The sequence below is a fragment of the Streptomyces griseorubiginosus genome, assembly GCF_001514195.1.
GTDB classification, from domain to species: Bacteria; Actinomycetota; Actinomycetes; order Streptomycetales; family Streptomycetaceae; genus Streptomyces; species Streptomyces griseorubiginosus.
In genome coordinates this window covers 28,177-50,973 of record NZ_KQ948741.1, presented here as the reverse complement: position 1 = coordinate 50,973, position 22,797 = coordinate 28,177, and the positions used below count along the sequence as shown (strand labels likewise).

Annotated in this window: 23 protein-coding genes; 18 read left to right on the top strand and 5 right to left on the bottom strand. The window is 72.3% G+C overall.

Annotation, left to right across the window (positions count from 1 at the left end; translation table 11 throughout):
* Positions 1-50 precede the first annotated feature (50 nt).
* Genes AQJ54_RS30340 through AQJ54_RS30315 form a run of 6 tightly spaced genes read left to right on the top strand, consistent with a single transcriptional unit; the run spans position 51 to position 4,152 of the window.
* Positions 51-506, top strand: coding sequence for a cupin domain-containing protein (locus AQJ54_RS30340; RefSeq protein WP_062242516.1), 456 nt, complete (start codon positions 51-53; stop codon positions 504-506).
* The gene (locus AQJ54_RS30335) at positions 503-1,771 is read left to right on the top strand and encodes a beta-ketoacyl-[acyl-carrier-protein] synthase family protein (RefSeq protein WP_062242515.1); all 1,269 of its coding nucleotides are present in this window, start codon (positions 503-505) and stop codon (positions 1,769-1,771) included. The genes AQJ54_RS30340 and AQJ54_RS30335 overlap by 4 nt, the downstream gene beginning before the upstream one ends.
* Positions 1,768-3,018, top strand: coding sequence for a ketosynthase chain-length factor (locus AQJ54_RS30330; RefSeq protein WP_062242513.1), 1,251 nt, complete (start codon positions 1,768-1,770; stop codon positions 3,016-3,018). Before AQJ54_RS30335 ends, AQJ54_RS30330 begins: the two co-directional genes overlap by 4 nt.
* 43 nt (positions 3,019-3,061) lie before the next feature.
* Positions 3,062-3,319: an acyl carrier protein gene (locus AQJ54_RS30325; protein ID WP_020134378.1), complete on the top strand. Its 258-nt coding sequence runs from the start codon at positions 3,062-3,064 to the stop codon at positions 3,317-3,319.
* A 1-nt stretch (position 3,320) separates the two neighbouring features.
* Positions 3,321-3,800: an SRPBCC family protein gene (locus AQJ54_RS30320; protein ID WP_062242511.1), complete on the top strand. Its 480-nt coding sequence runs from the start codon at positions 3,321-3,323 to the stop codon at positions 3,798-3,800.
* Positions 3,801-3,819: 19 nt separating this feature from the next.
* Positions 3,820-4,152, top strand: coding sequence for a TcmI family type II polyketide cyclase (locus AQJ54_RS30315; protein ID WP_030319878.1), 333 nt, complete (start codon positions 3,820-3,822; stop codon positions 4,150-4,152).
* 70 nt (positions 4,153-4,222) lie between these two features.
* Here the strand turns inward: AQJ54_RS30315 and AQJ54_RS30310 are convergent, their stop codons facing one another.
* From AQJ54_RS30310 to AQJ54_RS30300, 3 genes are read right to left on the bottom strand one after another with little or no spacing between them, the layout of a single operon-like run.
* Positions 4,223-5,251 carry a methyltransferase gene (locus tag AQJ54_RS30310; RefSeq protein WP_062025894.1) on the bottom strand — a complete coding sequence of 343 codons (1,029 nt, stop codon included), beginning with the start codon at positions 5,249-5,251 and terminating at the stop codon, positions 4,223-4,225.
* Between the two features lie 51 nt (positions 5,252-5,302).
* Complete coding sequence (locus AQJ54_RS30305) at positions 5,303-6,388, bottom strand: right-handed parallel beta-helix repeat-containing protein (RefSeq protein WP_062242509.1); 1,086 nt, start codon at positions 6,386-6,388, stop codon at positions 5,303-5,305.
* 59 nt (positions 6,389-6,447) lie between these two features.
* On the bottom strand, positions 6,448-7,482 hold the full coding sequence (locus tag AQJ54_RS30300) for a medium chain dehydrogenase/reductase family protein (protein ID WP_062242507.1): 1,035 nt from the start codon (positions 7,480-7,482) through the stop codon (positions 6,448-6,450).
* 107 nt (positions 7,483-7,589) lie between these two features.
* On the opposite strand from AQJ54_RS30300, the gene AQJ54_RS30295 reads away from it, so the two are divergent.
* Positions 7,590-8,243: a TetR/AcrR family transcriptional regulator gene (locus AQJ54_RS30295; RefSeq protein WP_062242505.1), complete on the top strand. Its 654-nt coding sequence runs from the start codon at positions 7,590-7,592 to the stop codon at positions 8,241-8,243.
* A gap of 30 nt (positions 8,244-8,273) precedes the next feature.
* Here the strand turns inward: AQJ54_RS30295 and AQJ54_RS30290 are convergent, their stop codons facing one another.
* Positions 8,274-9,020, bottom strand: a complete 747-nt coding sequence (locus AQJ54_RS30290) for a DUF4232 domain-containing protein (RefSeq protein ID WP_062242503.1) — start codon at positions 9,018-9,020, stop codon at positions 8,274-8,276.
* A 188-nt stretch (positions 9,021-9,208) separates the two neighbouring features.
* Between AQJ54_RS30290 and AQJ54_RS30285 the strand changes: the two genes are divergently transcribed.
* Positions 9,209-10,561 carry a helix-turn-helix domain-containing protein gene (locus AQJ54_RS30285; protein WP_062242501.1) on the top strand — a complete coding sequence of 451 codons (1,353 nt, stop codon included), beginning with the start codon at positions 9,209-9,211 and terminating at the stop codon, positions 10,559-10,561.
* 34 nt (positions 10,562-10,595) lie between these two features.
* Here AQJ54_RS30285 and AQJ54_RS30280 read toward each other — a convergent pair whose 3' ends face one another.
* Positions 10,596-11,963 (bottom strand): phosphatase PAP2 family protein, encoded by a 1,368-nt coding sequence (locus AQJ54_RS30280; protein WP_079070069.1) that lies wholly within the window; start codon positions 11,961-11,963, stop codon positions 10,596-10,598.
* Positions 11,964-12,578: 615 nt separating this feature from the next.
* Between AQJ54_RS30280 and AQJ54_RS30275 the strand changes: the two genes are divergently transcribed.
* From AQJ54_RS30275 to AQJ54_RS30230, 10 genes are all read left to right on the top strand, one after another.
* The gene (locus AQJ54_RS30275) at positions 12,579-12,884 is read left to right on the top strand and encodes a MerR family transcriptional regulator (RefSeq protein WP_030319900.1); all 306 of its coding nucleotides are present in this window, start codon (positions 12,579-12,581) and stop codon (positions 12,882-12,884) included.
* Between the two features lie 250 nt (positions 12,885-13,134).
* Positions 13,135-13,338 carry a cold-shock protein gene (locus AQJ54_RS30270; RefSeq protein WP_007383480.1) on the top strand — a complete coding sequence of 68 codons (204 nt, stop codon included), beginning with the start codon at positions 13,135-13,137 and terminating at the stop codon, positions 13,336-13,338.
* Between the two features lie 178 nt (positions 13,339-13,516).
* Entirely contained in the window at positions 13,517-14,974 is a 1,458-nt protein-coding gene (locus AQJ54_RS30265; RefSeq protein WP_062025888.1) for a DEAD/DEAH box helicase, read from the top strand.
* A gap of 90 nt (positions 14,975-15,064) precedes the next feature.
* On the top strand, positions 15,065-15,367 hold the full coding sequence (locus AQJ54_RS30260) for an SCO5918 family protein (protein ID WP_030319905.1): 303 nt from the start codon (positions 15,065-15,067) through the stop codon (positions 15,365-15,367).
* Between the two features lie 217 nt (positions 15,368-15,584).
* Positions 15,585-18,023 (top strand): SpoIIE family protein phosphatase, encoded by a 2,439-nt coding sequence (locus tag AQJ54_RS30255; protein ID WP_062242499.1) that lies wholly within the window; start codon positions 15,585-15,587, stop codon positions 18,021-18,023.
* A 166-nt stretch (positions 18,024-18,189) separates the two neighbouring features.
* Positions 18,190-19,299, top strand: coding sequence for an ABC transporter permease (locus tag AQJ54_RS30250; protein WP_062242497.1), 1,110 nt, complete (start codon positions 18,190-18,192; stop codon positions 19,297-19,299).
* A 199-nt stretch (positions 19,300-19,498) separates the two neighbouring features.
* Complete coding sequence (locus AQJ54_RS30245; protein ID WP_062242495.1) at positions 19,499-20,266, top strand: polysaccharide deacetylase family protein; 768 nt, start codon at positions 19,499-19,501, stop codon at positions 20,264-20,266.
* Positions 20,267-20,354: 88 nt separating this feature from the next.
* Complete coding sequence (locus tag AQJ54_RS30240) at positions 20,355-20,771, top strand: hypothetical protein (RefSeq protein ID WP_062242493.1); 417 nt, start codon at positions 20,355-20,357, stop codon at positions 20,769-20,771.
* Positions 20,772-20,847: 76 nt separating this feature from the next.
* Positions 20,848-21,069: a hypothetical protein gene (locus tag AQJ54_RS30235; RefSeq protein ID WP_028809078.1), complete on the top strand. Its 222-nt coding sequence runs from the start codon at positions 20,848-20,850 to the stop codon at positions 21,067-21,069.
* Positions 21,070-21,537: 468 nt separating this feature from the next.
* Positions 21,538-22,779 (top strand): acyltransferase family protein, encoded by a 1,242-nt coding sequence (locus tag AQJ54_RS30230; protein ID WP_062242491.1) that lies wholly within the window; start codon positions 21,538-21,540, stop codon positions 22,777-22,779.
* Positions 22,780-22,797 lie beyond the last annotated feature (18 nt).

Sequence of the window (22,797 nt, the reverse complement as noted above, 5' to 3'; positions counted from 1 at the left end):
GGCACACGCAGGTGCAGCACGTCGCTACAGCACATGTTCGGAGGAACGCCGTGATCGATCGTCATCCCGGAATCGTGGATCTCAGCGAGGTCGAGCCCAACACCCGGCGCGGTGGCGACCTGCGCGCCATGCTCACCCCCACCACGGTCGGCTCCACCAGCGGCTTCATGGGCGTGGCCATCGTGCAGCCCGGGGACCGCATCGCCGAGCACTACCACCCGTACTCGGAGGAGTTCATCTACGTCGTCTGCGGGCAGCTGGAGGTGGATCTCGACGGGGAGCCGCACCCGCTCCAGCCCGAGCAGGGGCTCCTGATCCCCGCCCACATGCGGCACCGCTTCCGCAACGTGGGCCGGGTCGAGGCCCGGATGGTCTTCCACCTCGGCCCGCTGGCCCCGAGCCCGCCGCTCGGACACGTCGACACCGAGGACGCCGACGGCGTGCCGATCCCGGTGGAGGCGCACGAGGTCGCCGCCACGGCCGAGCGATCACGGGTGAGCTCATGAGCAGGCGCGTGGCGGTCACCGGCATAGGCATCGTCGCCCCGGGCGGCATCGGGGTCCCGGCGTTCTGGGACCTGCTGACCAGCGGCCGTACGGCGACGCGAGGCATCACCTTCTTCGATCCCTCCGGGCTGCGCTCCCAGATCGCCGCCGAGTGCGACTTCGACCCGGCGGCCCACGGGCTGGACGCGGAGCAGATCGCCCGCGCCGACCGCTACATCCAGTTCGCCCTGGTCGCCGGTGAGGAGGCGATACGCGACTCCGGTCTCGACCTGGCCGCGGAGAACCCCTGGCGCGTCGGGGTGTCCCTGGGCACCGCGGTCGGCGGGACCACCCGGCTGGAGCACGACTACGTGCTGGTCAGCCATGGCGGGCAGCGCTGGGACGTGGACCACCGGGAGGCCGGTCCGCATCTGCACCGGGCGTTCGCGCCCAGCACCCTCGCCTCCGCGGTCGCGGAGCGGTTCGAGGCGCGCGGGCCGGTGCAGACCGTGTCCACCGGCTGCACCTCGGGGCTCGACGCCGTCGGGTACGCCTTCCACACGATCGAGGAGGGCCGGGCGGACGTGTGCATCGCCGGCGCCTCGGACTCGCCGATCTCCCCGATCACCATGGCCTGCTTCGACGCCATCAAGGCGACCTCCCCCAGCAACGACGACCCCGCGCACGCCTCCCGGCCCTTCGACGCCGACCGCAACGGGTTCGTCATGGGCGAGGGCGGCGCGGTGCTGGTCCTGGAGGAACTGGAACACGCGCGGGCCCGCGGTGCGCACGTGTACTGCGAGATCGGCGGCTACGCCACCTTCGGCAACGCCTACCACATGACCGGTCTGACCGCCGAGGGCCTGGAGATGGCCCGGGCCATCGAGGACGCCCTCGGCCAGGCCCGCCTCGACGGCACCGCGATCGACTACGTCAACGCGCACGGCTCGGGCACCCTCCAGAACGACCGGCACGAGACGGCCGCGGTGAAGCGCGCTCTGGGCGCGCACGCCTACGAGACGTGCATGAGTTCCATCAAGTCCATGGTGGGTCATTCCCTCGGCGCGATCGGGGCGATCGAGGTCGTCGCCTGCGCGCTGGCCCTGGCCCACCAGGTGGTGCCGCCCACCGCGAACTACGAGACCCCCGACCCCGAGTGCGACCTGGACTACGTACCGCGTGTCGCCCGTGAGCGCCGGCTGCGCAACGTGCTCTCGGTGGGCAGCGGGTTCGGCGGCTTCCAGTCCGCGGTGGTCATGACCCTGCCGAGGGAGAAAACGCTATGAGCGCCTCGCATGCCCGGCGCGCGGCCGTCACCGGAATCGGCGTGGTCGCGCCCAACGGAACCAGCACCGACGCCTTCTGGAAGGCCACCAGGGAAGGTGTCAGCGTCATCGACCCCATCACCCGGGAGGGCTGCGAGGGGATGCCGCTGCGGGTGGCGGGACAGGTGCGCGACTTCGACCCGCCGTCGGCGATCGAGGAGCGCTACCTCGTCCAGACCGACCGGTTCACCCACTTCGCGATGGCCGCGGCCGACCGCGCCCTGGAGGAGGCCGGGCTCGGCCGGGCCGACACCGACGCCGCGCCGTTCTCGGTGGGCGTGGTCACGGCGGCCGGCTCCGGCGGCGGCGAGTTCGGACAGCGCGAGCTCCAGCAGCTGTGGGGCAAGGGCAGCCGGTTCGTCGGGCCGTACCAGTCGATCGCCTGGTTCTACGCGGCAAGCACCGGCCAGATCTCCATCCGGGGCGGCTTCAAGGGCCCCTGCGGGGTGATCGCCGCCGACGAGGCGGGCGGCCTGGACGCCCTGGCGCACGCGGCGCGGGGCGTGCGGCGCGGCACCGACGTCATCGTGGCCGGTGCGACCGAGGCCCCGCTGGCCCCCTACTCCATGGTCTGCCAGCTCGGGTACGAGGAGCTGAGCACCGTCGCCGAACCGGACCGCGCCTACCGGCCGTTCACCAGCGCGGCCTGCGGTTTCGTGCCCGCCGAGGGGGGCGCGATGGTCGTCGTGGAGGCCGAGGAGTCGGCCCGCGACCGGGGTGCTCCGGTGCGGGCCCTGGTGGCCGGGCACGCGGCCACCTTCACCGGCGCCTCCCGCTGGGAGGAGTCCCGGCAGGGGCTGGCCCGGGCGATCCAGGGCGCCCTGGAGGAGGCCGGCTGCGCGCCCGAGGAGATCGACGTGGTCTTCGCGGACGCCCTCGGGGTGCCGGAGGCGGACCGCGCCGAGGTGCTGGCGCTCGCCGACGCCCTCGGTCCGCACGCCGGGCGGGTGCCGGTGACGGCGCCGAAGACCGGTGTCGGCCGGGGCCTGGCCGCGGCCGCCGTGCTGGACGTCGCGGCGGCGGTGCTGGCGATGGAACAGGGCGTGCTGCCCCCCACCCCGAACGTCTTCGACGTCTGCCACGACCTCGACCTCGTCACCGGCCGCGCGCGGGCCACCGAGACGCGCACGGCGCTGGTCCTCAGCCGGGGACTCATGGGGTCGAACTCGGCGCTGGTGCTCCGGCGCGGTGCCGCCGACGCCTCGTAGCGAGGCCTCGCGAACACAGATCACAGAGCAAGGAGACAACCGTATGAGTGAGCGCATCACCGTGGAAGAGCTGGCCGGGCTGATGAAGAAGGCCGCCGGGATCACCGTCGCCCCGGAGGACCTCCAGCAGCTCAGCGACTCCGGCTTCGACAGCTTCGGCCTCGACTCGCTGGGCCTGCTCGGCATCGTGGGCGAGCTGGAGAACCGTTACGGCACGCCGATGCCGCCCGACGCCGAGAAGTGCAAGACCCCTCGGCAGTTCCTCGACCTCGTCAACAGCGCGCTGCTCGCGGGAGCCTGACATGACCGGACACACGCAGAACGAGGTCACCATCGGGGCCCCGCTGGACCTGGTCTGGGACATGACCAACGACGTGGCGAACTGGCCGAACCTGTTCAGCGAGTACGCCTCCGCCGAGATCCTCTCCCAGGAGGGCAACCGGACCACCTTCCGGCTCACCATGCACCCCGACGACAACGGCAAGGTGTGGAGCTGGGTCTCGGAGCGGGAGGCGGACCGCGACACGCTCACCGTGCGCGCCCGCCGGGTCGAGACCGGGCCGTTCGCCTACATGAACATCGTGTGGCAGTACGAGAAGGTGCCCGAGGGCACCCGGATGGTCTGGACGCAGGACTTCGCGATGCGCCCGGACGCCCCGGTGGACGACGACTGGATGACGGACAACATCAACCGGAACTCCAAGGTCCAGATGGCTCTGATCCGGGACCGCATCGAGAAGGAGGCCGGCGAGCGCCGGCCCGTCTCGGTGCTGTCCGACTGACCGGGACGGAGACCCGACGATGCACCAGTCCCTGATCGTCGCCCGCATGGCCCCGGAGTCGGCCCTCGACATCGCCAAGGTGTTCGAGGAGTCAGACCGGGGAGAACTCCCCCACCTCGTGGGGGTCGCGCGGCGCAGCCTCTTCCAGTTCGACGACGTGTACCTGCACCTCATCGAGTCCGAGCAGGACCCCGGACCCGCCATCGCGAAGGCGGCCGGACACCCCGAGTTCCGGGACATCAGCGAACGGCTGTCGGCGTACGTCACCGCGTACGACCCGGCGACCTGGCGTTCGCCGAAGGACGCGATGGCGCGCTGCTTCTACACCTGGGAGCGGGACGCCCGCTCCTGAACCACCGCCGCTCGCCGGGCACACACCGTCGTGTGCCCGGCGAGCGGCGTTGCGGAACCGGTGCCCGAGGTCAGCTCGGGACCGTGCAGTCGAAGGCGTGCAGATAGGGGTTGACCGGGCGGATGTCGTCGATGACCAGGCCCGCCTCGGTCAGACGGCCGGTCAGGGACTCGGTGGTGTGCTTGGCCCCGCCGACGTTGAGGAGCAGCATCAGGTCCATCGCGGTGCTGAACCGCAGCGAGGGCGAGTCGTCGACGAGGTTCTCGATGACCACGACCCGCGCTCCCGGGCCGCCCGCCTCGACGACGTTGCGCAGGAGACGGGTGGTGCTCTCGTCGTCCCACTCCAGGATGTTCTTGATGATGTAGACGTCGGCCTTGACCGGGACGGCCTCACGGCAGTCGCCGGGCACCAGCCGCATCCGGTCCGCGAGGGCGCCCCCGTCGCGCAGCCGCGGATCGGCGTTGGCCACCACGCGCGGCAGGTCGAGCAGCGTGCCGTGGAGGCCGGGGTGCTTCTCCAGCAGGCTCGCCACCACATGCCCCTGGCCGCCCCCGATGTCGGCGACCGAGCTGCTCCCCGACAGGTCGAGCAGCTCGGCCACGTCCCGCGCGGACTGCACGCTGGAGGTGGTCATGGCCCGGTTGAAGACGTCGGCGGACTCCGGGGCGTCCTCGTTGAGGTAGGTGAAGAACTCCTTGCCGAACAGGTCCTTCACCACGCTGCGGCCCGAGCGCACGGCCTCGTCGAGCATCGGCCACGCCTGCCAGGTCCACGGCTCGGTGCACCACAGCGCGATGGCGCGCAGGCTGTGCGGGTCGTCCTCGCGCAGCAGCCGGGACATGTCGGTGTGCGCGAACCTGCCGTCCGGCTGCTCGGCGAAGATGCCGTAGCAGCACAGGGCGCGCAGCAGCCGTCGTAGCGTCTTCGGTTCGGTCTTCACCTCGGCCGCGAGGTCCTCGACGGCCAGGGGGGTGTCGTCGAGGGCGTCGGCGACACCCAGGCGGGCGGCCGCACGCAGGGCGGCGGCGCAGGCCGCCCCGAACACGAGCTCCCGCAGCCGCATGGACGGCGGGGTGGCGGTCTGTACGGCCGTCATGGGCCGTCCTCCCTTGTCGAGTTCTTCGTTTTGTCTGATGGTCACGGCGGGTCAGCAGAGTCCGGCGGGCCGGGACGCCGTGCAGGCGTTGCCGGTGAAGGTGTTGTCGTGTCCGGTGTCCGTGTCGACGAGGTCGGCCGGGGCGTTGCCCTCCAGCGTGTTGTCGGTGATCCGGTTCCGCTCGCCGGGGGTGCCCACGAAGCTCTTGAACAGGACGATGCCGCCCGACAGCGAGGAGGTGCCGGCGTTGCCGGTGACGTGATTGCCCGTCACCAGGGTGTCCTCGGTGCCGGTGAGCACGATGCCGGAGCCCTGGAGCGCCTCCAGCCGTGCGGTCGCCGGGCAGGACTTGTTGTTGTCCGCAACGGTGTTGTCGCGCACGGTCAGGGCGCCGGCCCGCGGCTTGTTCTCGTCGCCCACGACGAAGACGCCCGCACAGTTGCCGGTGAGGTGGTTCTCGGCGACGGTGAGGTTCCGCAGGCGCCGGACGGTGATGCCGATCCGGTTGCCCTCCAGGCGGTTGTGCTCGACGACGGTGCCCTGGGTGTCGGCGGCGCCCGCCTCCTCCTTGATGGTGTTGGCGAGGAACAGGCCGGCGTCGCCGTTGTCCCTGGCGGTGTTCTTGACGAACAGCCCGCGCACCGAACGCTCCTGGGCGATCCCCCACACGCCGTTGTTCACCGCGGTGACGTTCCGCACGGTCAGGCCGTCGGTCGCCATGGCGAACACGCCGGTCCCGGTGAAATTCCGCACGGTGAGGGAGGCGACGGTGACGCCCTCGACGTCGCGGTCCTTGGTCCCGAGCACGCAGATGCCGTTGCCGTGCTCGGCACAGCTGTCGGCGGCCTTGGTGGTGCCGGGCTCGATGACGGTCTCGCGGCCCGTGCCGCGCAGGGTGAGGCCGGGGGTGCTCACCGTGACGCTCTCGCGGTAGGTGCCGGGGGTCACGAGGACGGTGTCACCGGGCTGGGCGGCGTCCACCGCCCGCTGGATCGACTGTCCCGGGAAGACCAGACGGGTCGTCTGATGCCTCGTCTGATGCGTCGTCTGATGGGCGGCGGCGGTCGGGGCGGCCGTCAGGGCCGCACCGATGATCGCCGCGGCGCAGGCCAGGTAGGAGATATGAAATCTCATCATATCCGTACGTTATGGGGCGAACAGCCTCGAACAGCCCGGATAGCCCACCTGGGGGCGTGTCACGGGGTGAGGACGACCTTGCCGACGACCGTGCCCGACTCGGCCAGCCGCAGGGCGTCGGCGGCCTGGGCGAGGGGCAGCCGGGCGGCGATCTGGGCGCTGATCTCGCCGCGCCGGTGGGCGGCGAAGACCTGGGTGAGGTCGGCGCGCAGCCGGGCGCGGAACCGGTTCCTGGCCAGGGCCTTGCCGGCCCACACGTTGTAGAAGTACGCGCGGCGGCGGTTGGGCAGCGCGTTCCACAGCCACACCCGGCCGAGGAGCTTCAGCACGGGCCACTGCTGGGAGCCCTCGGCGTCCCGGGTGGCGGCGGTGCCGTAGGCGACGAGGGTGCCGCCGGGGGCCAGCAGCCGCCAGGAGTCGACGATGCCGCGGCCGCCGACATGGTCGAACACGGCGTGCACACCGCCCTGCGGGGCGAGTGCGCGGATGCGGGCGGGCAGGTCGGCGGCGCGGTAGTCGACGGGGACGACTCCGCGAGCCCGCAGGGCGTCGTGGTGGCGCTCGGAGGCCGTGCCGATCACGTGGGCGCCCGCGGCCCGGGCGAGCTGGACCAGGACCGAGCCGACCCCGCCGTTGGCGCCGTGCACGACCACGGTCTGCCCAGCCTTGACCCGGGCCTTGCGGTGCAGCATCTGCCACGCGGTGATGCCGTTGACCACGAGGGTCTCCGCCTCGGCCGCGCCGATCCCGTCGGGCACCGGCACCACGTCCGCCGCCTCGACCACGACATGGCTGGCCCAGCCGCCGACCTTGACCAGCGCGGCCACCCGGGCGCCGGCCAGCTCCGGCGCGACACCCTCGCCGGTCGCGAGGACGGTGCCGACGAGGTCGTAGCCGGGCACGAAGGGGAACGGCGGCTGGTCGAAGTAGCGGCCCCGCCGCATCTGCTGCTCGGCGAAGGAGACGCCGGTCGCCTCCATGCGGATCACGACCTGGCCGGGGCCCGCGGCGGGCACGGACCCGCGCCGGATCCGCAGCCCCTCCGGCTCGACCTTGCCCGGCAGGACGACCTCGACGAGTTCCTCGGTGCTCATGGCGACACCCCTCCGAAGAGTTGATTGGCGGTTAGCTGTCTTCGCGTTGGTTAGAAGCTATAACCGCCCATCGGAAGTGTCAATAACTTCAGTGATAACCTCTAACTATGGTGAACTCGGAAGCGAAGACCCCCCGCGAGCGCTACCGCGCCCAGGTCCAGGCGGAGATCAAGGAACGGGCGTGGGAGCAGATCGCCACGGCCGGCGCGTCGGCGCTCTCGCTCAACGCGATCGCCAAGCAGATGGGCATGAGCGGCCCCGCGCTGTACCGGTACTTCGCCGGACGGGACGAGCTGATCACCGAGCTGGTCCGGGACGCGTACCGCAGCCTCGCCGACACCTTCGCGGCGACCGTGCGGACCGGCTCCGACGTCACCGCGCTGGCCCACGCCCTGCGGACCTGGGCCCTGGACGACCCGCACCGCTACTTCCTCGTCTACGGCACGCCCGTCCCCGGCTATCACGCGCCCGACGACATCACCGCGATCGCACGGGAGATCATGGCGCCGCTCCTGGACGCCTGCGCCCGGCTGCCCGAGGACCGCCCGGCGACCCCGTTCGACGAGTACCTCGAAGAACACCGGGACTGGGCGGAGGGCCACCCCGCCCCGGCCGCCGTCCTGCACCGGGCCCTGACGTTCTGGACCCGGCTGCACGGCGCGCTGTCCCTGGAACTGGCCGGCCACTTCACGGGCCTGGGCTTCGACCCGGCCCGCTTCTTCGCCGCCGAGCTCCACGAACTGACCGGCTCCCCCGAGTGAGGGGGGCGGGTCACCGAGTGAGGGGGCGGGTCACCAGGAGACGGCGTCGTCCATGTCCTGCTGCCAGTACGTGACCTTGAGCGAGTCGTCGACGTAGACGCCCTTCGCGGGCAGGGCCGGGGTCGCGCTCCTGCCGACGCTGCCGCTGAGGGAGCGGCCCTGGAACCAGACGGTCAGGGACTTCGCGGTGTGGCCGTGCGCGGCGCTGCCGTCGGTGGCGGACAGGTTCACGGAGGCGTAGCCGGACTGGCCCGGCTCCAGCGTGACCACCGCCTGCGGCTGCGAGTCCTCGATGACCGGCGGCACGGACTGGGCCTCGTCGAACCGGACGGCCGGGTAGCCGTAGAGGAAGCAGGTCCTGCTGCCCGTGTTGGTCACGGTCAGCAGCAGGTGGTTCACGGGACGGGTCAGCGGGGCCGCGACCGTCTTGGTGTTCGACCCCTCGCAGGTGACCGGGGTGGTCGCCGCCGAGGAGCCGGTCGACTTGCCGGTCGAGGAGCCGGTCTTGGGGGTGCGGCTGGCGCTGGACGTCTTCGACGCGGCCTGCCGGGCGCCGGACGCGGCGGTCGGGGCCGCGGCGGTGGAGTCCGTGCGGGGCGCGCCCTCCGGGGTGCTGGCGCCGGTGTCCGTGCTCGCGGAGGCGGAGGGGCTCTTGGTCGCGGCGCCCTCGTCCTGGGTGCCCGTGCCGTCGCCGCACGCGGTCAGGGCGAGCGCCGCGAGGACGGTGCCGGCCGCGGCGGCGACGAGACGGGTGCGGGAGGTGCGGAGGTTCGACATGTCTGCTGTGCCCCTTGGGAGTTCGGGTGGCGGTGGTGATTGGATGACCGGAGCTTGGAAGGTGATCCGTCCCAACCGCCACACCCAGCGGGCAGTTGGGGACGCTGGAACGCCGAAACGGGCTTTGACCAGCAAGAATGCGGTGCCCTTGGAATGCGTTCCCGGGACGCCAGGGGTGAGGGGTACAGGTGTCAGGGGCAACCGGGGCCGGAGAGCCGGAGGCGTTCGCGGAGCTGTTGCGAGAGCTGAAGGACCGCTCGGGACTCAGCTACGGCGTGCTCGCCAAGCGCCTGCACATGAGTACGTCGACCCTGCACCGTTACTGCAACGGCACCGCGGTGCCGGTCGAGTACGCACCCGTCGAGCGGCTCGCCCGGGTCTGCAAGGCGACCCCGCAGGAGCTGGTGGAACTGCACCGCCGCTGGATCCTGGCGGACGCGGCCCGCGGTCGGAGGGCGGATCGGGCGGGCGAAGCCGCCGTGGAGAGCGCGCAGGCCGCGGAGAACGCGGGTGCCACGCAGCACGCGGGCGACGGAAACGGGGACGGCGGCGACGGCGACGGCGACGGCGACGGCCACAGCGACTCCGGTGACCCGGTCGTCATCGACCCGGTGGGTGACGGCACCCCGCCCCGCCGTTCCTCCTGGCCCCACCGTCGCCGTACCGTGCTGATCGCCTCCGTCGCTCTCGTCGCCGCGCTCGGAGGCGTCGCGTACGCCCTGCGCCCGACGGGTCTCCGCGCCGGGGACTCCACGGCACCGACGATCGTCGACACCCGGGCCGCCGACCCCGGCCGGGAGCCCTCCCCCACCCCGTCCGCGGTCCGCGGCGGGTCCGGACCGTCCCCGTCGGTGTCCGCCTCCCCCACCGGCCCGGCCGCGGACTCCGGGTCGGGGGCCTCACGGAGCGCCGGCGAACCCGCCGCCCGGCCGTCCGCCACCGGCGCCCCGCTCGCCGTCGCCACCCGCCCCTACGTCTACGACAGCCCGTGCAGCCAGCACTTCCTCGTCGACAGCGAGCCCGCCCAGGTGGGCCCGCCGGCGAGTGAGCAGGACGCCCCGCGCTGGGCGGCCGCGTACGGGGCGGTCTCCTCCGGTGAGCAGCGCATCGCGCTCACCGTCCAGGGCACCGGGGCGGAGACCGTCGTCCTGAACGCGCTGCACGTCCGCGTCCTCAGCAGGAACGCGCCGCTCGCCTGGAACGACTACGCGATGGGCGTCGGCTGCGGCGGCGGGGTCGGGACCAAGTCGTTCGACATCGCCCTCGACAGCGGCAGCCCCGCGGTCACCGTGAAGAACGGCCAGCGCGCCTTCCCGTACAAGGTCAGCGAGTCCGACCCGGAGGTCTTCTACGTCACCGCGCACACCACGGCGCACGACGTCCGCTGGGACCTCACCCTGGACTGGTCCAGCGGCGACCGCAGCGGGACCGTGCACATCGACAACGCGGGCCGCCCGTTCCGCACCAGCGCCGACGTGGGGCGGCCCGGCTACGACTATCCGCTGGGCGGCAGCGAGTGGATCGAGCGGGTGGGGGGCTGATCCGGGCGCGGTTCCCGCTGGTTCCGGGCGGGGTTCACGCCGGTTCGGGGTGCGGCTGCGGCTCCCGCACCGGCACCTGGGCCGTGTCCCAGCGGGCGACGGTCCGGACGTAGCCGTAGATCACGGAGAGCATGGCCAGCAGGAGCAGCGGGCCGGCCAGCCAGGGGTTCTCGCCCATCTGGACCGGCAGCAGAGCGTACGACAGCAGGAGTGCCGTGAAGATCCCCGTGCCGTAGGCCGTCAGCCGGAGCCCGGCCGGGTCCCAGCCGCGGTCGTAGGTGCGCACGGCCGTCTCGATGGTGAGGGTGAAGACCACACCGGCGATGAGGTCGACGCCGTAGTGGTAGCCGAAGCCCAGCGTGGCGCAGAGCGTGGCGATCAGCCAGAAGGTGCCGGCGACGCGCAGCAGGCGCGGGCCCTTGCGGGAGTGGATGAAGATCGCGGTGGCCCAGGCGGTGTGCAGGCTGGGCATGCAGTTGCGGGGGGTGACGGTGTCGAAGGGTATGGAGTGCGGGGCGGATATCGGCGGCGGGGTCTCGGGCCACAGGTTCGCCACCGCCCAGTGTCCGTCGCTCGGTATCTGCGGGGACCACAGGGCGATCGACGCCCAGTGGTCGGTGCCGGTGCCGTAGGCGAAGACCGGGCCCACCACCGGGAAGATCATGTAGATCGCCGGGCCGAGGAGGCCGATCAGCAGGAAGGTCCGCACCAGGTGGTGGCGGGGGAAGCGGCGCTCGACGGCCACGTTGCGCAGCTGGTAGAGCGCCACGACCACGGCGGCGACCGCGAGCTGGCCGTAGATGGTGTCGAGGAAGTTGAAGCCGATCGCCCCGGTCGCCGTGACGAGCCGGCCCATCAGCCAGGAGGGGTTGCCGAGCGCGTGGTCGGCGGCCGCCAGATAGGGGTCGAGCACCTGCGGGCGGCTCTTCGCGGTGATGACCAGCCAGGTGTCGCCGAGCTTGCGGCCGGCGATCAGCACCAGGCCGAGGCCGACGCCCTTCAGCAGCAGCACGCGTTCCGGGCCGGTGCGGCGGGTGAGGGCGAGGACTCCGCAGCCCAGGACCACCCACAGTGCGCCGTTGCCGAAGGGGTGGCCGTGGGTCACCTCGACGCCGAGGACCCAGCGGACCAGGAGGAGGCCCAGGTCGATGGCGATCGCCGTGCCGAGCGCGATGAACCGCTGCCGCCAGGTCATCACCACCATCGTCAGCGCCAGTCCGGCGTACAGCAGCGGCCCCGACTTCGGCGGGAGGACCGTCTCGCGCACCAGCGTGGTCAGCGGCCCCTCGAGACCGTAGCCGCGCGCGGCGAACTCCAGCGCGACGAAGAGGCCGAGGCCCACGGCCCCCACCGCGGCCCAGAGGCCCGTCCGTGCGTCGATCCGCTGGAGTATCTGTCTCACTGTCGGCCACTTCGCTAGATGTCGTACACAACCGCCCGCCCTCAAGGGGAAGAGGGACGGATCACGGTCTCGGTTCCGGCGGCACGAACCCGCGCACGGTGAGCTGCCCCCTCCCCGAGACACCCGGCGCCCACCGGGTGGAGGTGACCGGCGGCGGGTCCCCTCACCGGACGGGGGTGCGCGGACGCCGCCGAAAGTGCAGCGTATGACACGGCGAGGACCATCGGACAGGGTCCTCCCGGCCGGGCCGGCACCCGCCGCCGCACCCGGGCGCACACCAGGTCGTAACGGACCTGACGGACCGGCGCGCACCGGGTCGTCACGAGATGACCCGCGGTGAGGACCTGCGGGGGCCACTCGACGGCACGACGGGGCGTGGGCGTGGTGCCTCGGGGGCGCCGGTCGGGTGAGGGGTCCGTCTCCTTCTGGTCTGCCGGGGCCGGTTCGCGCGGTCGGTGGAAAACTGTTGGGGCGGCGTCACATTTCCGGGTGGGGCGACGTTAGGGTTGTGTCCATCCGGGCACCCCTGGGACGGGAACGGAACCCGTCGGTGTCCGGTCCTTTCGAGCGCGGTGTCGGGTCGACGGGCCCCCGCGCCCCCGAAACGAAGGTGCCATGTCCGCCGACCGTCTGGACGACGACGACTACCCGGCCTACACCATGGGCCGGGCCGCCGCCATCCTCGGCATCACCCCCGCCTTCCTGCGGGCCATCGGCGAGGCGGAACTGATCACCCCGCTGCGCTCCGAGGGCGGCCACCGCCGGTACTCCCGCGGTCAGCTCCGCATCGCCGCGAGGGCCCGCGAGCTCGTCGACCAGGGCACCCCGATCGAGGCGGCCTGCCGCATCATCGACCTGGAGAACCGGCTCGACGACGCGCTCCGCCAGAACGAGGAGATGCGCCGCCGGCTGGACGAATAACTGTCGCAGCCGCAGCAGAATCACGGACGGGGCGCGGCGAGATTTTCGGAGGGGACCGGCCGAGAATTGCGGACGACTTGGCTCCGCGCATCTACGGTGTGTTACCGTGATAAAAGTTGCAGTTTTGGTTTCCGGAGATTCTTCACGAAGCTCTCCGGGTCTTTCCGGGTCTTACCGGAGGGGTGATCATCGCGGCGACTCGGAATCCGTAAAGTGCGGATCCCGGCACTGCCCCTTAGGGAGATTCAATATGGCATCTGGCACCGTGAAGTGGTTCAACGCGGAAAAGGGCTTCGGCTTCATCGAGCAGGACGGCGGCGGCGCTGACGTGTTCGCGCACTACTCGAACATCGCCACCTCCGGCTTCCGCGAGCTTCAGGAAGGCCAGAAGGTTACCTTCGACGTCACGCAGGGCCAGAAGGGCCCGCAGGCCGAGAACATCGTTCCCGCCTGACGCTGACGCAGTTTTACGGCTGGGGCCCGCACTCTTGGGTGCGGGCCCCAGCCCATTGCCCGCAACTGTTTGCATTGCTTTCTCCCCGGCTCTTTCTTGCGAATTCTCGTGCGGTTTCGCCGCGCCTCGGAGGAATTCCTCGACACGTGCCGCACGCATCGAGGAAGGTTCCCCAGCCATGAACCGCACCCGTCGCACCGGGAACACCGGTAGCGCAGGTAACGCAGGCAAGACCGGGACGAACACGTCCCGCGGCCGCTCCCGTGGCACCGGCCACCAGCGCCCCCGTACGGCATCCGCCCCCCGCGGCGAGTTCACCCTGCCCACCACGCTCACCGAGGCCCTGCCCGCGGTGGAGGCGTTCGCCGACCTCGACCTGCCCGACCGGCTCCAGGCCGCGCTGCGCGCCGAGGGCGTGACCGAGCCCTTCCCGATCCAGGCGGCGACCCTGCCGAACTCCCTGGCCGGACGCGACGTCCTGGGCCGCGGACGCACCGGCTCCGGCAAGACCCTCGCCTTCGGGCTGCCGCTGCTGGCCCGCCTGGACGGACAGCGCGCCGAGCCCCGCCGCCCCCTCGCCCTGGTCCTCGTCCCGACCCGCGAGCTGGCCCAGCAGGTCACCGACGCCCTCACCCCCTACGCACGGGCACTGCGCCTGCGCGCGGCCACCGTGGTCGGCGGCATGTCGATCGGCCGCCAGGCCTCCGCACTGCGGGCCGGAGCCGAGCTCCTCGTCGCGACGCCGGGACGGCTCAAGGACCTCATCGAGCGCGGCGACTGCGAGCTCGGCCAGGTCCGCATGACCGTCCTCGACGAGGCCGACCAGATGACCGACATGGGCTTCATGCCGCAGGTCACCTACCTTCTGGACCAGGTGCGCCCGGACGGTCAGACGCTGCTGTTCTCGGCCACGCTCGACCGCAACATCGACCTGCTGGTCCGCCGCTACCTGCACGACCCGGTGGTGCACTCGGTCGACCCGTCCGCGGGCGCCGTCACCACCATGGAGCACCACCTGCTGCACGTCCGCGACGACGACAAGCACGCCACCGCCACCGAGATCGCCGCCCGCGACGGCCGCGTGATCATGTTCCTGGACACCAAGCACGCGGCGGAGCGGCTGGCCAAGCACCTGCTGTCGGTGGGGGTCCGGGCCTCGGCGCTGCACGGCGGCAAGTCCCAGCCGCAGCGCACCCGCACCCTCGGGCAGTTCAAGGACGGCCAGGTCAGCGTCCTGGTGGCCACCAATGTCGCGGCCCGCGGGATCCACGTCGACGACGTCGACCTCGTCGTCAACTTCGACCCGCCCGCCGACCACAAGGACTACCTGCACCGCGGCGGCCGTACCGCACGCGCCGGCGAGTCCGGCACCGTCGTCACCCTGGTCCTGCCGCACCAGCGGCGCGCGGTGGACCGTCTGATGTCCGACGCCGGTGTCAGCGCCCGGATCACCCGGGTCCGCCCGGGCGAGGCCGAGCTGAACCGCATCACCGGCGCCCGCACCCCCTCCGGCGTGCCCGTCACCCTCCCCGCGCCGGCCGCCGCCGAGCCCGCGCAGCGCACCGGGGCCGGGGCGCGCGGCCGCGGCAGCCGTTCCGCCCGGGGCCGCCGCCGTCCCGCGCGCACCCCCCGCTAGCCGTCACCAGCCACTCCCAGAAGGAGACGAACAGGGCCGCACCCTGGGCGTTCTCACCGTCCCCGTCCGACCGCTCCCCGTGGAGGTGCCATGCGCATCGTCATCGCCCGTTTCCCCTTCGACCTGACCATGAGCGAGGTCGAGAGGTCGATGCAGGGCGTCGAGCCCGAACCCGCCACCGGACCGTGCGTGACCGTGGGCGCCCAGGTGTACCCGGTCAAGCAGGTCGGCCAGGTCATCACCCGGCAGGACCGCCGGGACTTCACCGCCAACGAGGTGTCCCGGGCCCTGACCCGCCTCGGCTTCACCTGCCACGAGGTCCGGCCGCCGCGCCAGGAGGCCTTCAACGACCCGTCGGCGTCCCTCCCCTGGGCCGACACCCCGCTGGGCTGACCCGCTCCACCGGGTGCGTGGCCGCGCCTCCGACCCCCGTACGGCGCGCGGCCACGCACCCTGCTCATTGGCGGCCCGAGGCCCTCAGGCGCACCGCCCCCGGACCGGCACGGGAGGCCGCGCCTGCGCGACTCTCCACCGGCCCGGGATCCGTCCGTTCCGTTCGTGGCCGCCGCCATCGCTTGAGCCGGGAGCCGCGTGGCGGGAGGCTGGGAGGATGGACGGCAGGTTCGGTACTTCCGCAGGCGCCCGGGAGGGACCCGTGCCCGAGGACCTGGCGGTGGTGGTCGACGCCGGCGGGACGATCGCGGTGTGGAACTCCGGGGCGCGGCAGCTGCTCGGCTACGAGGCCGCGGAGGTCGTGGGACGCCCGGCGGCCGAGCTGCTCGCGGCCGACCTGCCCGAGTCCGCGCGCCGCAACATCGCCGAGGGCCGGCGCTGGGCCACCGAGGTGGCGCTGCGACACCGCGAGGGCGAGCGTGTCGTCGTACGGCTGACGGGGACACCGCTCACGGACGGCGACGACGCGCGGCCGTGGCTGATCACCCCCGCCGCCCAAGAACGCGTGTACCAGCCCGCCGAGCCGACCGCGGAGGCCCTGTGGGACCTCACGCTCGCACAGCTGCCCGTGGCGGTCGCGGTCTACGACACCGAGGCCCGCCTGGTGACGGCCAACGAGATCATGACCCGGGTGATGGGCCGGACCGTGGCGGAGATGCGCGGTCTGACCCTGTGGGAGATCGAGCCCACCCCGCCCTTCGACGAGTACGACCGCCTCCAGCGGCAGGTCCTGCGCACCGGCGAGCCGGTCTTCCACGAGAACTACGGCCAGGCGCCCGGCGAGGTCCGCGGCCACGCCTGGTCGATGTTCCTGTCGCCGCTGAAGGACGAGGCCGGCACGGTACGGGGCATGTCCGCGGCCGTGTTCGACACCACCGAGCAGTACTGGGCCCGCCGCCGCCTCGCCGTCCTCAACGAGGCGAGCCTGCGCATCGGCAGCACCCTGGACGTCGTCCGTACCGCGGACGAGCTGGCCGAGGTGGCCGTGACGGGCTTCGCGGACTTCGTCACCGTGGACCTGCTGGAGTCGGTGGCGCTCGGCGACGAACCGGAGCCGGTGCCGCCGGACCGGCCGGTCACCGTACGGCGGACCGCGCAGCGCTCGGTCCTGGAGGGCTGCCCGGAGTCGGTGGTGCCGTCCGGCGGGACGACGTTCTACCCGGTCGGCACACCCCCGATGCGGGCCCTGATCGCCGGCCGCGGCACCCGCCCGGCGTCCGGGGACCCGGGGATGCGGAAGTGGATCGAGTCGTCCCCGGCCCGCGCCGAGACCGTGGCCAAATACATGATCCACTCGGTGATGATGGTGCCGCTGCGGGCCCGCGGGGTCACCCTCGGCCTGGTGCACTTCATGCGTCACCGCAGGCCGGAGCCGTTCACCGAGGACGATCTGCTGCTCGCGGAGGAGATCGTCGCGCGGGCGGCGGTGAGCGTGGACAACGCCCGCCGGTACACCCACGAACGCCGTACCGCGCTCGCGCTCCAGCGCAGCCTGCTGCCCGAGCGGCCGCCGGACCTCGCGGCGATGCAGGTGGCCTACCGCTACCTCCCGGCCGGCTCCGGCGCGGACGTCGGCGGCGACTGGTTCGACGTCATCCCGCTCTCCGGCGCCCGGGTCGCCCTGGTCGTCGGGGACGTGGTGGGCCACGGCATCCACGCCTCGGCGACCATGGGCCGGCTGCGGACGGCCGTGCGCACCCTCGCGGACGTGGACCTCGCCCCCGACGAACTCCTCACCCAGCTCGACGACCTGGTGGTCAGGCTGGACCGGGAGGAGGGGCCGGAGACCCGCGACGACCCGGCGATCCAGGCCCCGACCCCGAGCGAGGTGGGCGCCACCTGCCTCTACGCCGTCTACGACCCGGTCGCGCGCCGCTGCACCATGGCCCGCGCCGGCCACCCGCCGCCGGCCGTGGTCACCCCCGCCGGCGAGGTCCGCTTCCTGGACCTGCCGGCCGGGCCGCCGCTCGGTCTCGGCGGCCTGCCGTTCGAGTCCGTCGAGGTGGAACTGGCGGAGGGCAGTCTGCTGGCCCTCTACACCGACGGCCTGGTCGAGGCGGCGGACCGCGACATAGAGGTCGGCCTGAACCTGCTGCGCGCGGAGCTGGCCGACGCCGCGGGTCCCCTGGAGGAGACCTGCGACCGGGTCCTGCGGACGGTCCTGCCGGCCCGCCCCGCCGACGACATCGTCCTGATGCTGGCCCGCACCTCCGCCCTGGACTCCGCGCAGGTCCGCACCTGGCGCCTGCCCGATGACCCTGCCGCGGTGTCGCGGGCCCGGAAGGCGGCGAGCGAGCAGGTCACCGCGTGGGGCCTCGGGGACGCGTCCTTCGCGACGGAACTGATCGTCAGCGAACTCGTCACGAACGCGGTCCGCTACGGCGCCGAACCGATCGTCCTGCGGCTGATCCGCGACAACACGCTGATCTGCGAGGTGTCCGACGGCAGCAGCACCGCCCCGCATCTGCGGCGGGCGCGGGTGTTCGACGAGGGCGGACGGGGACTGCTGCTGGTGGCGCAGATGGCGGAGCGGTGGGGGAGCCGGCAGACGGCCACGGGGAAGACGATCTGGGCGGAGTTGGGGCTGCCGGAGTAGTTCCTCCCGGGCGGGGTTGGGGCTGCCGGAGCAGTCCGTCCCGGGCGGAGCGCAGGACGTGGCCCGGCGGTGCCGTCGGGGCCGGTCACCCAATGCCTGAATTGCACCCTTCATGCTGTGCGGTAAACGGAACAGTACGTTCACCCACCTGTGCGACGATGCGCCCGTGAACGCACCCTCCACCCCCTCCGCCGGCAGACCCACCACGGAGCCGGCCCCCAAGTCCCCCGGTTTCGCAGCCGAGTTCAAGGACGCCGTGACCTTCCGGGCCTTCGGCCTGGTCCTCGGCGGCCTCCTCGTCCAGCTGGCGTTCGTGCTCTCGTACGTAGGCGCCTTCCACTCCCCCACCCCCCACCGCATCCCCGTGGCGGTGGTCGCTCCCCAGCAGGCCGCCGCGAAGATCGTCGCCCAGCTCAACGCGCTGGACGGCAACCCCGTGAAGGCCACGACGGCTTCGAGCACGGCCGAAGCCCGCGACTGGGTCATGACCCGCAGGACGGACGCGGCCTTCGTCTTCAACGCGCAGGGCACCGAGGACACCCTCCTGGTCGCCTCGGCGGGCGGCCCGTCGGTCTCCCAGACGGCCACCCAGATCGCCCAGAAGATCGAGGCGTCCGAGAAGCGCCGGATCTCGGTGACGGACATCCGGCCCCCCAACCCCGGCGACGGCCGCGGCATGACGTCCTTCTACCTCGTCCTCGGCTGGGTGATCGGCGGCTACCTGACCGCCACGATCATGGGCATGGCCGCGGGTTCCCGCCCGGCCAACCGCCAGCGCACCCTGATCCGGCTGGGGGCCCTCGTCCTGTACGCGGTGGTCTCGGGCGTGGCCGGAGCGATCATCGTGGGCCCGGTCTTCGACTCGCTGAGCGGGCACTTCTGGGCGCTGAGCGCGATCGGCGCCCTGGTCGTCATGGCCTCGGCGGCGACGGCGCTCGCCCTCCAGACCCTGCTGGGGCTGCTCGGCACGGGCCTGGTCATCCTGCTGTTCGTGGTCCTCGGCAACCCGAGCTCGGGCGGTGTGTACCCGGCCCCGCTGCTGCCGCCCTTCTGGAGCGCGATCGGCCAGGCGCTGCCGCCGGGGGCGGGCACGACCCTGGTCCGCAACACGGCGTACTTCTCCGGCCACGCGACGGCGGGCGCCCTGTGGGTGCTGAGCGCGTACGCGGTCGGGGGAGCGGTGCTCGCTTGGGGGGCCTCGTGGTGGCGGGAGCGCCGGGCGGCCGAGGCCGGGCAGGGGACCGCGACCCCGGCCGCTTCCGCGGCGACCGCCTGACGAACCCCCTTGGACGGTCGGGCAGTCGGTCAGTCGCCCCGTTCCCGGTTGTCCGGGAACCACCCCGGGATTGTCCTTGATCGGTAACGGACGCATCCCATGACCGCCCCCGCTCGTCCTGCCAGTTGTCGCAAGACGACCGGCCGATCGTTGTGTGTGTATCGGCACGGGTGAGCAACTGCGGGAGAGCGGGGCGGACATGGCACGGCACGGTGGGCGGGGCTGGTACGGCAAGGTGCTGGGGGCGGCGCTCGGAGTGACGCTGCTCGCCGCCGGCGCCTCGATGTGGACCGCGCAGGCCGGTGCCGTGGGCTCATCCCCGAAGACCTCGACGTCGGCCGGGCCGGCCCGTGCGGTCAAGCCGGTCGACGTGACGATCGTGCACGCCTCGGACAAGGGCGCGCACGGCGTCAACATCACCATCGACGACGGCCCCGACCCGGCCTGGACGCCCCAAGTCCTGGACGTGCTGCGCGAGTACGGGGTCAAGGCGACGTTCTGCATGGTGGGCACGCAGGCCCAGGCCCACCCGGACCTGGTGAAGAAGGTGGTCGCGGCGGGGCACCGGCTGTGCGACCACTCCGTGTCCCACGACACCACCATGGACAAGAAGTCCGAGGCCTACCAGTCCCAGCAGATCCTCGACGCCGAGCGCATGATCACCGAGGCGTCCGGTGGGGTGCGGCCGATGTACTACCGGGCCCCGGGCGGCGCCTTCACCCCGTACAGCCGCAAGCTCGCCGCCTCGCGCGGCATGCGCCCGCTGGGCTGGAACGTCGACTCCAAGGACTTCGAGCGCCCGGGTACGGCCGCGATCGTCGCCACGGTCGAGCACGAACTCCCGAACGGTCCGACGATCCTCTTCCACGACGCGGGCGGCGACCGCGCCGAGACGGTGCAGGCCCTGCGCGAACTCCTCCCCCGACTCCGCGACCAGGGGTACGTCTTCGGCTTCCCGGTCCGCTGAGAACCGGGCTTCGGCGGCCGGTGAAACCCGGTGGTCACCGGCCACGACGTTCTGTACGTTCCCCCCATGGCCGACACCCGAAGGGGCAGTGCCGCGTAGGCGCCCCTCAGCCCTGCGGGGCGACCTGACACAGCGCACGCCCGGTCGGCGGCGGTACCCGCCGATCGACGGCCTCTCCGGATCCTGCGCGGCCGACCTGCGCCGGCTCGAACGGGTCCGCTTCCGGTCCGAGGCCACGGAGGAGGCCTTCTGGCACTGGAAGACCCTGGCCCACGGCCCCCTGAGACACCTTCTCAACGCCCTCGCGGACGAGGACTGCGCCATCCCGACGTGCGGCTGCTACGGCGTCGACTTCCGCGGCCACCTCGAAACCGTGCTGCACGCGCTGCCGAGAAAGAGCGCGCGTGAGCTGCGCTCTCTCGTACGGCCCCTGGACCGGAAGATCCTGGCCAGAGCCAAGGCGCTCCCGGCCCACAGCCCGGACGCGCCGTGGTGGCGAGCCTGACGTCCCGCATCCCGTCTTCGCAACGGTCCTGGACAAGCGGCGACGGGTGGGGGGTCGTGGGCGCATACTGAGGACGATGACTAAACCTGCCGCACCGAAGCGTCATTTGCCCACCAGCCCCTTCAAGGCCCCGGTCGCGCCCGCGCCCAAGCACTTCGCCGTGGGTGACCAGGTCACGCACGACATGTACGGCCTCGGCCGGGTGCTCGGTGTCGAGGACGGAATCGCGGTACTCGTCGATTTCGGCTCGTCGCAGATGAGGATCCTGAGTCCGTACTCGAAGATGACCAAGCTGTAAGCAGCAAGGAGCTCCTCCCATCGACCTGAACTCGCTGTTCTCCGCCCCCGAAGGGCAGTCCCAGCGCACCCCCGCGGCCCTGCCGCCCCTCACCATCGACCCCTTCAAGGCCCCGGACTTCGGGGACGACGAGGACGAGACCTTCCCACGGCCGGAAGCGGCCTAGCTCCCTCCGCAGTTCTCTGCGCACCACGCCATGCCACACCCGTGCTGCCCGTCGGCGCCGGTGCGCTTTCGCCTGCCCTCGCCGCGAGCCCTGCCGGTCGGCGCACATGCCCGCCCCGGCGGATTCCGCATGCGGTGGGATACGGCCACCGTGCCGGGTGTGACTGAGCCCACCCTGTTTCTGACCTGTGGTTCCGCGGTGATTCGCCACAGCTGACGCCCAGCGAGGCATGTCAGCGTGATTTCCGGTTAGGCGCACCGGGATTACTCGAATCAGCCGGCAGGTGAGAAGCGATCTCTTTCATGGCGAAGGCACCGGACTCGACGGACGTGACGGAAGCGGAGCGGGAGGGAACGGACACGGCGGTCGACGCCCGTAGACCCCCAGCCCCGGTCGCACCCCGTGCGAGCCGGGGTTTTCCGTCCGCGGTCTCCCGCACCGGACGGGTGGGAGGCCTCGACGGCCTGCGCACCCTCGCGGTCGCGCTGGTGATCGTCCACCATGTGGAGCCCGAGGCCCTGCCCGGCGGCGCGGTCGCCGTCGACGTCTTCTTCACCATCAGCGGCTTCGTCATCACCCGCCTGCTGCTCGCCGAGTACGTCCGCCGCGGCGGCATCTCCCTGCCGTCCTTCTACCGGCGCCGCTGGCTGCGGCTGGTGCCCGCGATGCTGGCCGTGTGCGCGGTCTGCGCGGTGCTCGGCACGACCACCTCGCTGTGGGGCTTCGAGGGTTCGCTGGAGGCGGCGGGCCTGTCCGCGGCCTTCCTCACCAACGTCGTACGGGCCATGGAGTCCGGCCCCTACTCCGACCTCACCGCGCCGCTCGCGCACACCTGGTCCCTCGGCGTGGAGGAGCAGTTCTACTTCCTGTGGCCGCTCGCCCTGATCTTCCTGCTGCGGAGGTTCCGGGCCCGGACGGTGCTGCTGGGCACCGCGGCCCTGTGCGTGCTGCCGCTGCTGTGGCGCTGCGTCCTGTGGAACCCCGACGCGGCCCACCGCATCTACAACGGCACCGACACCCGCGCCGACCAGCTGCTCGCCGGCGCCCTCGTCGCCGTGGCCCTGGCGCGGCTGCGGGCCGACGACCCGCGCCTGGCCCTCCTGCGCACCTGGACCGGAAGGCTGGCCTGGCCGGCGCTCGGACTGCTGGCCCTCGTCGCGTGGCAGGTGCCGGTGACGGAGGATCTCGGCCGCTGGACGGCCGCCTACTACACGATCGGGTTCCTGGTGGTGGCGGTCCTGTCCGCCACGCTGGTCGCGGCGCTGGAACTGCGGCCCGAGACCGCGCTGTCCCGCCTGCTGGCCCTGACCCCGCTCGCCTGGGTGGGCCGCAACCTCAGCTACGGCGTCTACCTCTGGCACTACCCGGTCGTACGGCTCCTCGCCTCCCTCGGCGTCCAGGAGGGCCGCCTGGCGGCGACGGTGGTGCTCACGCTGCTGATGGCGCTGCTCTCCTACTACGTCATCGAGCGGCCGTTCCTGAGGAGGGCGCACCGGGCGAAGGCACCACGTCCGACGCCGGTACCGGCCACGGCGACGACGTAGGGCCACCGGGTATCCGGC